This window comes from Phytobacter cepae, from assembly GCF_054165735.1.
In genome coordinates, this window is record NZ_CM135107.1 from 4,557,213 (window position 1) to 4,571,378 (window position 14,166).

General features: G+C 55.5%; 9 protein-coding genes. 6 read left to right on the forward strand and 3 right to left on the reverse strand.

Annotated elements, in window-relative coordinates:
- Positions 1–106 precede the first annotated feature (106 nt).
- A complete protein-coding gene (mgtA, locus tag ACUY4Q_RS21360; RefSeq protein WP_458044668.1) occupies positions 107–2,812 on the reverse strand; it encodes a magnesium-translocating P-type ATPase in 2,706 nt (901 codons plus the stop codon).
- Between the two features lie 331 nt (positions 2,813–3,143).
- Between mgtA and treR the strand changes: the two genes are divergently transcribed.
- From treR to nrdG, 5 genes are all read left to right on the forward strand, one after another.
- Positions 3,144–4,091, forward strand: coding sequence for a trehalose operon repressor TreR (gene treR / locus ACUY4Q_RS21365; RefSeq protein WP_458044669.1), 948 nt, complete (start codon positions 3,144–3,146; stop codon positions 4,089–4,091).
- Between the two features lie 131 nt (positions 4,092–4,222).
- Positions 4,223–5,641 carry a PTS trehalose transporter subunit IIBC gene (gene treB, locus ACUY4Q_RS21370; RefSeq protein WP_458044670.1) on the forward strand — a complete coding sequence of 473 codons (1,419 nt, stop codon included), beginning with the start codon at positions 4,223–4,225 and terminating at the stop codon, positions 5,639–5,641.
- 46 nt (positions 5,642–5,687) lie between these two features.
- A complete protein-coding gene (gene treC, locus ACUY4Q_RS21375) occupies positions 5,688–7,349 on the forward strand; it encodes an alpha,alpha-phosphotrehalase (protein ID WP_458044671.1) in 1,662 nt (553 codons plus the stop codon).
- A gap of 387 nt (positions 7,350–7,736) precedes the next feature.
- Positions 7,737–9,872 carry an anaerobic ribonucleoside-triphosphate reductase gene (nrdD, locus tag ACUY4Q_RS21380; protein WP_458044672.1) on the forward strand — a complete coding sequence of 712 codons (2,136 nt, stop codon included), beginning with the start codon at positions 7,737–7,739 and terminating at the stop codon, positions 9,870–9,872.
- A 244-nt stretch (positions 9,873–10,116) separates the two neighbouring features.
- Positions 10,117–10,581: an anaerobic ribonucleoside-triphosphate reductase-activating protein gene (gene nrdG / locus ACUY4Q_RS21385; protein WP_458044673.1), complete on the forward strand. Its 465-nt coding sequence runs from the start codon at positions 10,117–10,119 to the stop codon at positions 10,579–10,581.
- A gap of 35 nt (positions 10,582–10,616) precedes the next feature.
- Here nrdG and ACUY4Q_RS21390 read toward each other — a convergent pair whose 3' ends face one another.
- Positions 10,617–11,216 carry a nitroreductase family protein gene (locus ACUY4Q_RS21390; RefSeq protein WP_458044674.1) on the reverse strand — a complete coding sequence of 200 codons (600 nt, stop codon included), beginning with the start codon at positions 11,214–11,216 and terminating at the stop codon, positions 10,617–10,619.
- Between the two features lie 387 nt (positions 11,217–11,603).
- Between ACUY4Q_RS21390 and ACUY4Q_RS21395 the strand changes: the two genes are divergently transcribed.
- Positions 11,604–12,083, forward strand: coding sequence for a hypothetical protein (locus ACUY4Q_RS21395; protein WP_458044675.1), 480 nt, complete (start codon positions 11,604–11,606; stop codon positions 12,081–12,083).
- 168 nt (positions 12,084–12,251) lie between these two features.
- On the opposite strand, the gene ACUY4Q_RS21400 is transcribed toward ACUY4Q_RS21395, so the two are convergent.
- On the reverse strand, positions 12,252–14,162 hold the full coding sequence (locus tag ACUY4Q_RS21400; protein WP_458044676.1) for a BglG family transcription antiterminator: 1,911 nt from the start codon (positions 14,160–14,162) through the stop codon (positions 12,252–12,254).
- Between the last annotated feature and the right edge of the window lie 4 nt (positions 14,163–14,166).

The window sequence follows — 14,166 nt, forward strand, 5'->3', positions numbered from 1 at the left end:
AGCTTTAAACATTGATTATTTCGGAAAAAATTTAGTCTCTGTACAGCGAGTTATAAAGGGATTACAGAGAAAGCCTCATGGCTGCCGTAGCAGCCATGAGGTGAGATTACTGCCAGCCATACCGGCGGCTGTAGAACCCTTTTACCAGTTGGGTCAGCGTCATATAGCCTGCCAGAATGGCAATCAGCCACGGGAAATAGGCGAGCGGCAGTGCCTGTAGTTGCAGATAGCTCGCCAGCGGTGAGAACGGCAACGCAATACCCACCATAATCACCATTAGCGTCATGACGATCAGCGGCCAGGCGGCGCGGCTCTGGATAAACGGCACGCGACGGGTACGGATCATATGCACAATCAGCGTTTGTGACAGCAACCCAACCACAAACCAGCCGGACTGGAACAGGGTCTGCGCTTCCGGCACGTTCGCCTTAAACACCCACCACATCACGCAGAAGGTAAGGATGTCGAAGATGGAGCTTATCGGGCCGAAGAAGATCATAAAGCGCCCCAGATCCGCCGGGTTCCAGCGCTGCGGTTTCTGGATCTGCTCTTCGTCCACATTATCAAACGGGATCGCCACCTGGGACACATCGTACAGCAGGTTCTGAATCAACAGGTGTAACGGCAGCATCGGCAGGAACGGCAGAAAGGCGCTCGCCACCAGTACGCTAAAGACGTTACCGAAGTTTGAACTTGCGGTCATTTTGATATATTTCAGCATGTTGGCGAAGGTTTTGCGCCCTTCTATCACCCCTTCTTCCAGCACCATCAGGCTTTTTTCCAACAGGATGATATCGGCAGCTTCACGGGCGATATCCACCGCGCCGTCAACGGAAATACCAATGTCCGCTGCTCGCAGCGCCGGCGCATCGTTGATGCCATCACCCATAAAGCCCACAACGTGCCCTTCACGCCGCAGCAGCGTGACAATGCGCTCTTTGTGCATCGGCGTCAGACGGGCAAACAGGGTCGTATGTTTGGCCAGTGCCGCCAGTTCGTCGTCGCCCATTTTCTCAATCTGGTGACCCGTGACCAGCTCACCCACATCGAGCCCCACTTCACGACACACTTTGGCGGCCACCAGTTCACTGTCTCCGGTAAGGATTTTGACGGTGATACCGCTAGCTTTTAGCGCTTTCAGTGCCGGTTTGGTGGTCTCTTTCGGCGGATCGAGGAAGGCAATGTAACCTTCGAGGATCAGATCCGATTCATCCGCCCGGTGATAATCGCCGGTGCGCGCAGGCAGGTATTTCGTTGCCACCGCGACCACCCGCAGCCCCTGGCGGTTTTGCGTTTCGGTCACCCGCTGAATGCGTTTCAACATGGTGTCATCCAGCGGCACAATTTCGCCGTGGTAACGCACCTGAGTACAGACGCTGAGCACCTCCTGCAGCGCCCCTTTGCAAATCAACTGATGAACATCGGCCTGCTCAGCGACGACCACCGACATACGACGGCGTTCGAAATCAAAGGGGATTTCGTCAATTTTCTGCCAGCGTGAAGAGAGCGCCTGCGCCGTTTCCGCGTCCACCCCTTCCAGCACCGCCACGTCGAGCAGGTTTTTTAGCCCGGTCTGGTAATGGCTGTTCAGCCAGGCGGTATGCAGCACACGTTCGCTAACTTTGCCGGCGATATCCGTGTGGTTCTCCAGCACAATTTTATCCTGGGTCAGGGTGCCGGTTTTGTCGGTGCACAGGATGTCCATCGCGCCAAAGTTTTGAATCGCATCGAGATGCTTAACGATGACTTTCTGTTTTGACAGCTTCACCGCCCCGCGCGCCAGCGTCGAGGTGACGATCATCGGCAGCATTTCTGGCGTCAGCCCAACCGCTACCGAAAGTGAAAACAGCGCCGCTTCCCACCAGTCGCCTTTGGTAAAACCGTTGATCAGCAGCACTATCGGTGTCATCACCAGCATGAAACGGATCAGCAGCATGCTGACGCGACCAATGCCTTTCTGGAACGCATTCGGCTCGCTCGCCTGCTCGCTGACGCGCCCGGCCAGTTGCCCAAACCAGGTATTGCCGCCCGTGGCAATCACCACCGCCTGCGCCGTGCCGCTCACCACATTGGTGCCCATAAAGCACAGGGTGTCGCTCTCCAGCGGATTGGTTTGTGCTGGTTGACGCGTTCTTGCTACTTTTTCAACGGGCAGGGATTCCCCGGTCAACGAGGCCTGCGCCACGAAAAGATCGCGGGCCTGCACCACGCGCAGATCGGCGGGGATCATATCCCCGGCGGCCAGCTTGACGATGTCGCCCGGCACCAGTTGATCGAGTGGGATCTCCACCCAGCCGCTTGCCCCCTTCTCATCCACCACCCGTTGCACGGTGGCCGTGTTGCTGACCATCGCCTTGAGCGCATCCGCCGCCCTGGTGGAACGCGCCTCCTGAATGAAGTTCAGGCAGGTTGAAATAGCCACCATCAGGCCAATCACCCCTGCCGCAAAGAGATCTTCTGAAGCATAAGAAAAAAGCCCGAGGCAGGTCAGCAGCAGGTTGAAAGGGTTGCGGTAGCAGCTCCACAAATGCTGCCACCAGGGCGTCGGGCGCTGGCCGGGGATCTGGTTGGCACCATGTGTTTCCCGTGCTTCCTGTACCTCTTTGTCGTTTAGCCCTTCCGGGTGGCCATTGAGTTGTTGCCAAAGTTCAGCGATCTCCATCTTCGCAAGCGTCAGGCAACGCTCGCTTAAGGAGGCCGGAATCTCGGCGTGTTGAAGCGTTGCTGCGTCTGGCAGCGGGTCACGCTGCACCAGGCGGCGGGGTAAATGGCGATTTAACCGGGCCAGAATCCGGGTGATATTTTTGAACATGATAAGTCCCTTATCTTGCGGGCACGGGCAAGCCGCGTCCTGAAGACGTAATTAATTTTGCAGGGACGGATGACGTCGCTGCCTTACGTTTCCGGTAAGGCAGCAGAGGCGGGCTTACCGGAAGGGGGGTCTCCCTGGAGGGAGAGGTGCGGGATCAGGGTCCATATAGCCTCCGGTAAGCGTAAAAAAAGTGTGCGTTTGTACTCTGCAATAATAACCCTGCTGAATTAAACCGAAGATAAACCAGACTTTACTCATTGCCGTCTGGTTGAGTCCTTACCAAACTTTCTTTATTCTGCAATCCGCCCAGATGAGGAACAGGACAGGACCCATGCAAACCCGGCTGACGATCAAAGACATAGCGCGTTTGAGTGGCGTGGGGAAATCAACGGTCTCCCGCGTGTTAAACAATGAAAGCGGCGTCAGTGAACGCACCCGCGAGCGCGTGGAAGCGGTAGTCAACCAGCACGGTTTTTCACCTTCCCGTTCCGCCCGCGCCATGCGCGGCCAGAGCGACAAAGTGGTCGCCATTATTGTCTCCCGTCTTGATTCGCTGTCCGAAAATCTCGCCGTCCAGACCATGCTCCCGGCCTTTTATGAGCAAGGGTATGACCCGATCATGATGGAAAGCCAGTTTTCCCCTGAACTGGTGGAAGAGCATCTGCAAATGCTGAGCCGCCGTAATATCGATGGTGTGGTGCTGTTTGGTTTTACCGGTGTGACGGAAAAACTGCTCTCCGCCTGGCGGGCCTCGCTGGTCATGCTGGCGCGGGATGCCAAAGGGTTCGCCTCGGTCAGCTATGACGACGAAGGGGCGATTACGCTGTTGATGCAAAACCTTTTCGAAAGAGGGCATCGCCAGATTAGCTTTATCGGCGTACCGCACAGTGACGTAACCACCGGCAAGCGTCGCCACGATGCCTATATGGCGTTTTGTCAGCAACACGCCCTTACGCCCCACTTCATCCTGCCGGGTCTGGCGATGAAACACGGTTATGACAACGTGGCCAACGTGCTAACCCCGGACACCACCGCCCTGGTGTGTGCGACCGACACCCTGGCATTAGGGGCCAGTAAGTATCTGCAAGAGCAGCGTATTGAAAATCTGCAGCTTGCCAGCGTAGGGAACACCCCGCTGATGAAGTTCCTCCATCCTGAGATCGTCACCGTCGATCCTGGCTATGCCGAAGCGGGTCGCCAGGCCGCCGCGCAACTGATCGATCAGATCAATGGTCGCACCGATCCGCGCCAGATTGTGATTCCCGCCAGCCTCATCTGATCCCGTCGATTTACGCTTTATTGTGATCTTCGCTTGGTTTCGGGAACGTTCCCATTTTCAGTTATTCTGTCAATGGATATGCTTGCGATCATTCATCAGCAGTCATTATTTTCTCTCAGCAGGGCATCACGATGAGCAAAGTCAGACAAGAAGAGATTACCCGGCTTATTGAGCTGGTCGGCGGGCGCGAGAACATCGCGACGGTGAGTCATTGCCTTACCCGTTTGCGCTTCGTCCTCAATTCCCCGGCCAAAGCCGACCCGAAAACCATCGACACCCTCCCCATGGTCAAAGGCAGTTTTACCAACGCCGGGCAGTTCCAGGTAGTGATCGGCACCGATGTGGGTGACTGGTATCAGGTGTTGATCGCCACGATCGGACAGGCCTCTGCTGACAAAGAGCAGGCGAAGCGCGCGGCGCGCCAGAACATGAAATGGCACGAGCAGTTGATCTCGCATTTCGCGGAGATCTTCTTCCCGCTACTGCCTGCGCTGATAAGCGGCGGCCTGATCTTAGGCTTCCGCAATGTCATTGGCGACGTGCCGATGAGCAACGGCGAAACCCTCGCGCAAATGTACCCCGGTCTGAAAACGGTTTACGATTTTCTGTGGCTGATTGGTGAGGCGATCTTCTTCTATCTGCCGGTGGGCATCTGCTGGTCGGCGGTGCGCAAAATGGGCGGCACGCCGATCCTCGGTATCGTGCTGGGGGTGACGCTTGTCTCGCCGCAGCTAATGAACGCCTACCTGCTCGGTTCTCAAGTGCCGGAAGTGTGGGACTTTGGCCTGTTCAGCATTGCCAAAGTAGGTTATCAGGCCCAGGTCATCCCTGCTCTGCTGGCAGGCTTGGCGCTGGGGATCATTGAAACACGTCTCAAAAAATGGGTGCCGGATTATCTCTATCTGGTGGTTGTGCCGGTCTGTTCCCTGCTGCTGGCGGTCTTCCTCGCACACGCCTTTATTGGTCCGTTTGGCCGCATGATTGGCGACGGCGTGGCCTTTGCGGTGCGCCACCTGATGACCGGCAGCTTTGCGCCAATCGGCGCCGCACTCTTTGGTTTCCTCTACGCACCGCTGGTCATTACCGGCGTGCACCAGACCACGCTTGCCATCGACATGCAGATGATTCAGAGCATGGGCGGCACCCCAGTGTGGCCGCTGATTGCGCTCTCTAATATTGCCCAGGCCTCGGCGGTCACGGGGATCATTATTGTCAGCCGTAAGCATAACGAGCGTGAAATCTCCGTCCCGGCAGCTATTGCCGCCTACCTCGGGGTAACCGAACCGGCGATGTACGGCATCAACCTGAAATACCGCTTCCCGATGCTCTGCGCGATGATTGGCTCCGGTCTTGCCGCGCTGTTATGTGGCCTGAACGGCGTGATGGCAAACGGCATCGGCGTCGGTGGTCTGCCGGGCATCCTCTCCATTCAGCCCTCTTACTGGCAGGTCTTCTCGCTGGCGATGGCCGTGGCGATTATCGTGCCGATGGCGCTGACCACGGTGGTGTACCAGCGTAAGTTCCGCCAGGGCACGCTGCAGATTGTGTAACTTTTGGGGCGCGGCTGCGCCCCTTCTTTTTGACCAGGAAAACGCGATGAATACCCTTCCTCACTGGTGGCAGAACGGCGTCATCTACCAGATCTATCCCAAGAGCTTTCAGGACACGACCGGCAGTGGCACCGGGGATTTACGTGGCGTTATTCAACGCCTCGACTATCTGAAAACACTGGGGGTGGACGCCCTCTGGCTCACCCCGTTCTATCTCTCCCCGCAGATTGATAACGGCTATGATGTGGCCGACTACACGTCGATTGATCCGGCGTACGGCACCCTGGCGGATTTTGACGAGCTGGTCGTGCAGGCAAAAGCGCGCGGTCTGCGTGTGATCCTCGATATGGTGTTCAACCACACCTCGACGGCACACCCGTGGTTCCGTGACGCCCTGCACCCCACCAGCCCGTATCGTCAGTACTATATCTGGCACGATGGCGAACCGAGCACGCCGCCCAACAACTGGCTGTCTAAGTTTGGCGGCAACGCCTGGCAGTGGCATGCCGACAGCGAGCAGTACTATTTGCATCTCTACGCCGTTGAGCAGGCGGATCTGAACTGGGAAAACCCGGCAGTGCGGGCGGATCTAAAAAAGGTTTGCGAATTCTGGGCCGATCGCGGCGTCGACGGCCTGCGCCTTGATGTGATCAATGTTATCTCCAAAGATCAGACCTTCCCGTTCGATACGGCAGGCGACGGTCGCCGCTTTTATACCGATGGCCCGCGCGCGCACGAGTTTTTGCAGGAGATGAGCCGCGACGTGTTTGTGCCGCGCAACCTGATGACCGTTGGCGAGATGTCCTCGACCACCCTTGAGCATTGCCAGCAGTACGCCAGTCTCGACGGGCGTGAACTGTCGATGACCTTTAATTTCCACCATCTGAAAGTGGACTACCCGGGCGGCGAAAAATGGACGCTGGCGGCACCGGACTTTGTGGCGCTCAAAGCCCTGTTTAACCACTGGCAGCAGGGGATGCACAATCGCGCATGGAATGCCCTTTTCTGGTGTAATCACGACCAGCCGCGCATTGTTTCGCGCTTTGGCGACGAGGGTGAATTCCGCGTCCCGGCGGCGAAGATGCTGGCAATGGTACTGCACGGCATGCAGGGCACGCCTTACATCTACCAGGGCGAAGAGCTCGGTATGACCAACCCGCACTTTACGCAAATTACCGATTATCGCGATGTAGAGAGCCACAATATGTTTGCCGCCCAGCGTGCGGCCGGACGCGATGCCGACGAACTGCTGGCCATTCTTGCCTGCAAATCCCGCGACAACAGCCGCACGCCAATGCAGTGGTCCGCAGAGACGAACGGCGGATTTACCACCGGCACACCGTGGATTTCATTGGGCGACAACGCGCGCGACGTCAACGCCGAGGCGGCCCTTAACGATCCCGATTCGGTGTTCTATGCCTATCAGCAACTGATTGCGTTGCGAAAAAAACAGCCCGTGCTGACCTGGGGTGACTATGAGGACCTGCTCCCTCTGCATCCGCATCTGTGGTGCTACCGTCGCCAGCACAACGGGCAGACCCTGCTGATCGTCGCCAACCTCAGTCGCGAATGCCAACAATGGCAGCCTGGCAGCCTGCCGGGTCACTGGCAGGTGCTGATGAGTAACTATGCCGAGGTGTCACTGGCCCCTGGCGATATGACGCTTCGCCCTTTTGAAGCCGTCTGGTGGCTTGGTAGCAACGCATAGCCTCCCCTTGCCCGGCAGGCCAACGTCCGCCGGGCAACGCCCTGATACCACCCTGTTTTTGTTGAATAATTAAGCATTTTTTTCTGCCGACAATTTACAAACCTCGCCAGCGCCCGTCCTTTGTACTCTCTCTTTTTTACCTTGTCCTGAATCAAATAAATCGCAAACATGTTTGATGCAAATCACTATATATAGAACTTAGAATGCACGCCGACCCAACATATTGTATTAATCGTCTATTATTCCAACAAAGCAACGGCATCTCAGCTTGCCGGAATTGTGGATAACAAGGGTCGGGATTCGGGGAACCCACTGTCGCGGCAACACTTAACGATGGTGAATACTTCCTCACCTCTGTGGATAACCTGTTTTTAAGATGGAGTGATCATGACACCGCATGTGATGAAACGTGATGGCAAGAAAGTGCCGTTCAAGTCAGAGCGCATTCAAGAAGCAATTTTGCGTGCAGCTAAAGCAGCGGGAGTCGATGACGCAGACTATTGCGCCACCGTCGCAGAAGTTGTCAGTCAGCAGATGCACAACCGTTCTCAGGTTGATATCGGCGAAATCCAGACCGCGGTCGAAAACCAGCTCATGTCGGGGCCGCACAAACAGCTGGCCCGTGCTTATATCGAATACCGCCACGATCGTGATATCTCACGTGAAAAACGGGGTCGACTGAACCAGGAAATTCGCGGCCTGGTTGAGCAGACCAACTCTGCCCTGTTGAATGAAAATGCCAACAAAGACAGTAAAGTGATCCCGACGCAGCGCGACCTGCTGGCCGGTATCGTTGCCAAGCACTACGCCCGTCAGCACCTGCTGCCGCGTGACGTCGTGCTGGCGCACGAGCGTGGCGATATCCATTACCACGATCTCGATTACTCGCCGTTCTTCCCGATGTTTAACTGCATGCTGATCGATCTGAAAGGCATGCTGACCCACGGCTTTAAAATGGGTAACGCGGAAATCGAACCGCCAAAATCCATCTCTACTGCCACAGCCGTCACCGCACAGATCATCGCCCAGGTCGCCAGCCATATTTATGGCGGCACCACCATTAACCGCATCGATGAAGTGCTGGCGCCGTTCGTGACCGAGAGCTTCGAGAAGCACCGTAACATCGCCACGGAATGGCAGATTCCCGATGCCGACAGCTATGCGCGTAGCCGCACCGAAAAAGAGTGCTACGACGCTTTCCAGTCGCTGGAATATGAAGTGAATACCCTGCACACCGCCAACGGGCAGACCCCGTTCGTGACCTTCGGCTTCGGTCTCGGCACCAGCTGGGAATCGCGCCTGATTCAGCAATCGATTCTGCGTAACCGTATCGCGGGCCTGGGCAAAAATCGTAAAACCGCCGTGTTCCCGAAACTGGTGTTTGCCATTAAAGATGGCCTGAACCACAAGTTTGACGATCCGAACTACGACATCAAACAGCTGGCGCTGGAGTGCGCGAGCAAGCGCATGTACCCGGACATTCTCAATTACGACCAGGTGGTTAAAGTCACCGGCTCGTTCAAAACCCCGATGGGCTGCCGCAGCTTCCTCGGCGTGTACGAAGAGAATGGCGAGCAGATCCACGACGGGCGCAATAACCTTGGCGTGATCAGCCTGAACCTGCCGCGTATTGCGCTGGAGGCGAAAGGCAACGAAGCCGCATTCTGGACGCTGCTGGACGAGCGTCTGCTGCTGGCGCGTAAGGCGCTGATGACCCGTATCGCGCGTCTGGAAGGGGTCAAAGCTCGCGTGGCACCGATTCTCTATATGGAAGGGGCCTGCGGCGTGCGCCTGAAAGCAGACGACGACGTCTCCGAAATCTTCAAAAATGGCCGCGCCTCTATTTCGCTGGGTTATATCGGTATTCACGAGACCATCAATGCGCTATTCGGCAAAGCGCATATGTTCGACAGCGAAGCGCTGCGTGCCAAAGGCGTGGCGATTGTGGAGCGGCTGCGTCAGGCCGTGGATCTGTGGAAAGAGGAAACCGGCTACGGTTTTAGCCTCTACAGCACCCCAAGCGAAAACCTGTGCGACCGCTTCTGCCGCCTCGATACTGCGGAATTTGGCGTGGTGGATGGGGTAACCGACAAAGGTTACTACACCAACAGCTTCCATCTCGACGTCGAGAAAAAGGTGAACCCGTACGACAAGATTGATTTCGAAGCGCCGTACCCACCGCTCGCCAGCGGGGGCTTCATTTGCTACGGCGAGTATCCCAACATTCAGCACAACCTGCGCGCGCTGGAAGATGTGTGGGACTACAGCTATCAGCACGTGCCTTATTACGGCACGAACACCCCTATCGACGAGTGCTATGAGTGCGGCTTTACCGGCGAATTCGAATGCACCAGCAAAGGCTTTACCTGCCCGAAATGCGGCAACCACGACGCCGCCCGCGTCTCGGTGACTCGCCGCGTGTGTGGTTACTTAGGCAGCCCGGACGCGCGTCCGTTTAACGCCGGGAAGCAGGAAGAAGTGAAGCGCCGGGTTAAGCATCTGGGGAATGGGCAGATCGGGTAATCCTCTGCCACGTTGATGCCCGGTGGCGCTGCGCTTACCGGGCCTACAAATCGCACTCTTATTGTAGGCCGGGTAAGCGTAGCGCCACCCGGCGTGGTTATCCTTTCGACGCAATACTTTTCGCAAAGCAATTGGCGTCAGGACAAGGCGGCAAACGAGCGAATCCCGGGGGAGCTTACATAAGTAAGTGACCCGGGTGAGTGAGAGCAGCCAACGCAGTAATGGCGTCAATTGAGAAGCGAAAATGAATTATCACCAATACTACCCTGTCGATATTGTTAACGGGCCCGGCACCCGCTGCACCCTGTTTGTTTCCGGGTGCGTGCACGAGTGCCCAGGCTGCTACAACAAAAGCACCTGGCGGTTAAATTCCGGCAAGCCATTCACGCAGGAAATGGAAGACCAGATAATCAACGATCTCAACGATACCCGCATCAAGCGCCAGGGGATCTCCCTCTCCGGCGGCGATCCCCTGCATCCGCAGAACATCCCGGATGTGCTTAAGCTGGTGCAGCGTATTCACGCGGAGTGCGCAGGCAAAGACATCTGGCTCTGGACCGGCTACAAGATGGATGAACTGAACGACGTCCAGATGCAGATAGTGAATCTGATTAACGTGCTGATCGACGGGAAGTTTGTGCAGGATCTGAAAGACCCCATGCTTATCTGGCGGGGCAGCAGCAATCAGGTGGTGCATCACCTGCGCTGACTAAAAAGCCGCCCTTGAACAGGCGGCTTTCTCAATTATTTGGCAACGATAAAGCGTTTTTCATCTTCGATGAAGGTTTTGTCGCCTGCCGGAGCTTGAATAGAACCGAAGTTCATATGGCCGCGCAGTTTCCAGCTTGCCGGGACATTCCAGGTACGCTGAACGTCTTCATCCACCAGCGGATTGTAGTGCTGGAGGTTAGCGCCGATGCCTTTCTCAGCCAGTGCCAGCCAGACCGCATACTGGGCGATACCAGAGCTGTGCTCTGACCAAATCGGGAAGTTGTCGGCGTAAGCGGCAAACTGCTCCTGCAGCGCGGTCACGACACCCTGATCTTCAAAGAACAGCACCGAACCTGCTGCCGCAGCAAATCCATCGAGTTTATCGGAAGTGGCATGGAAGCTCTCTGCCGGAACAATCTTTCTCAGCTGTTCGCGAACCAGTTCCCAGAATTTATTGTGCTCGTTACCCAACAGAATCAGCGCACGGGAGCTTTGTGAGTTAAAGGCGGAAGGCGCTTGCTTGATAGCGTCCTGAATAGTCTGAACAACGTCATCTTCTGGCAGCGGCAGATCTTTGCCCAGTGCGTAAATGGTTCTGCGTTGTTTCGCTAAAGCAAGGTAGTTCTCTGGCATAACGCCTCCTGAAAGGGTAGTGAATTCCAACGGGGTTGTGGTCGGTGCGACAGGCTGCTCACGTGATAAGAGCGAGTTCAAAATGCGCTGAAACGAGTTCATGATTCGCTGACTCCTGTCTTTCCCCTAAACGAGAGCAAACAACCCGCTGGCAGTTTGCCCTGACAGTTGAAAAGAGTAATCCCAACAGCCGCTTAGTGAAAGCAAAACGATTTGTTTTTATCGTTCAAAAAAAATGAAAGAACGACCGGGTGATTAATTCCTAAACAAATGTTTTTCGCTGCCGATAATGACGTAGTCTCGTTTTGTCCAACGCAGATTCATCCCTCCAACGAGGCGTTAATGCTCCTGGCGTCAGGTACTACGTTGTATTTTTTCGGAGATGATATGAACGGTATTGATAAAATAGCCGCCGTCAGTGCTGGCGCACACGGCGATTCTCACTTATCGGATAATGAAAGCACGTCGGCTCTGCGAAATAAACCTAAATCCGCAGAGATAAATGCTGAGAATAAGAATTCTGACTCAGAGGAAGGCAGTACCAAACTTTCTCTTTCTTCAAAATCAGCAGACGAAATAAAAAAAGAGCAGCAATTAAAACAAGAGGAGGTCAAGAAGACCGATTATACGCTGGAGATGACTGGCATCCCGCTGTATCACGGCCGTCTGGTCTCGGTGGTGAAGTATCCGAACGGGGAAAAGGTCACCGTTGACGCCTTCTCCGGGCTTAAAGTCAGCGCCCCTGAACTGTCATTTAATGTTACCCAACCTGCCACAGTTATTAAGGGTATCTTAAATGATAAAATGACAAATATTGCGGCTAAGGAAGGAGAATCTATAAAATCTCGTCATGAAGAAAAGGAATAAGTATTAATAAAAATAAACACTCTTCCTTGCAAAATTACCAATCACTGTCTATGCAAGAAGAAAAACAGATAACATTCTTATTCCTGACAAGGAAAATAAGAATATATAACACGCCTTTTTATATTATCTGGTCAGCGGTGGAGCGCGTTGCATCAACGCGCTGCCACATTAAAAACGACTCACACACGCCATTGCCAACGCTTTGAAGGCATTAAAATCCTCACAGTGGCTCAGCCTGGAGGCGGCTCTCTCGCGCAAAAAGGTGACAAAAATATCGTATATCGCCATCGCCTCTTCGTACTCACGCTTGCTGATAGCCAGCAGGAAGATGACGTGTGCGGTCTCCTCTCCCCACTGAATACCGTCCGGTGCCAGCACCGTGTAGACCACCGTCTTTTGCGCCAGTAATCCTAGGGAGTGCGGTAGCGCAATCCCATCGCCAAACATGGTACTGACAATCGCCTCACGCTCGATAACCGACTCAACAAACCCGGCATCGACAAACCCCTCTTCGCACAATTGCCCACACAGCGTGCTGAACAATGTCTGCTGATCCATCGCCCCGTGAATAATGCGAAAGTGGCTCTCGTCGAAGTACTTCTCCAGCATCCACGGACGCGTGCGATCCACCAGCACCAGTTTGCCGATCTGTTCGAGCTGATAATCCGTGGGGAATGGCGCGATAGTCACCACCGGTTTGCCCTTCTCACTGATGCGGGCAGTCGATATAACAAAATCTTCGCTGAGGGTGTCGCACTGCTCATAATCACGCAGTGTCACCGTGCGAGTGACCTCAATCTGCGGGTACTTGCGCTGTAACACCGCTTCAATCATTCGTGCCATCGCATTTCCGGCGTCGCACACCAGCATAACCTGCGGCTGACGCTGATAGCCGATGTTGTAGTGGCGCTCCAGCCCTACACCTACGTGCAGCACCAGGAAGCCCACTTCATTTTCGCTGATCGCATACGGCGTGTATTTCCCCCAGCTGGACACCGCCGCCAGCGTCATGTCCCACGCCATCGGGTAGTGCTGTTTAATGTTGTCGAGTAAAGGGTTGGGGATCATTATCTGGTAGCGCACCCGGGTGATCATGGTTTTGATATGGGTGAGCAAGTCTGCATGTAACTGGGCGTCGTTTTGCAGATTGTAGTTATAGTGGCTGTTGATATAACTGAGAATGTAATTGACCAGCGCTTCGTCATCGTCAGCGCTGATAGCACTCGGCGTAATATCCTGCATCTGCCGCCCGGCGATGTGCACCCGCAGCCAGTGCTCCTCCGCCGCTGCCAGCGGTTTGCCTGCCAGTTGCTGCAACGTCGAGGCGATTTCACGCGCCGCGTCGCGCACGTTTTCGTCCCCGTCATCGGCGCAAAACTCCGACAGCGGGAAACCTTCGCTGATGCGGCGAACCGCCACCGCACAGTAAAGGCGGATAAACAGCTCACCTTCATCGGTCAGACGAATACGATGGCGGGCGAACACCTCGTGCAGAACCCGCGCCAGCTGCTCTGGCACGCCGGGGTAGAGCGCCTCTTCTGTGACCAAGGGATTTTGGGCGTTAAGCTGCGCCAGCTCCCATAGCAGATCGGTCAGGCAGGCACGCAGCGCCATCTCGCTGCCAAACAGTTTCATGCCGTGGCGCGGACGCGTCTCAAGCGTCAGACGATAGCGGGAAAACCACTCGCGCACCTCAGCCATGTCGTTTTGCAGCGTGGCGCGACTGACAAACCACTCATCCGCCAGATCCTCCAGTTTCAGCGAAAAAGCCGACGTGAGGAACCGTAGCAGCAGGTAGTGCACCCGCTCCGGCCCACTGCGGGGAATGCGCAGCGTGCGCGGGCGTTCGGCCTGCAGGGTGGCATAGCGCGTGGCATCGTCAATTTTCAGCTGATAGCCGTTGCCCCGGCTGAGAATAAACTGCGCCCCGTGGCTTTCCAGCAATGCATTCAGCGCCGTGATATCAGCCCGGACGGTACGTGTCGACACCGACAGCCGCTGTGCCAGCTCATCCTGCGGCAGCGTCTCGTTCTGCAACATTGTAAACAGTTGCGCTAAACGTTGGTTGGGGAATCGCACCTCG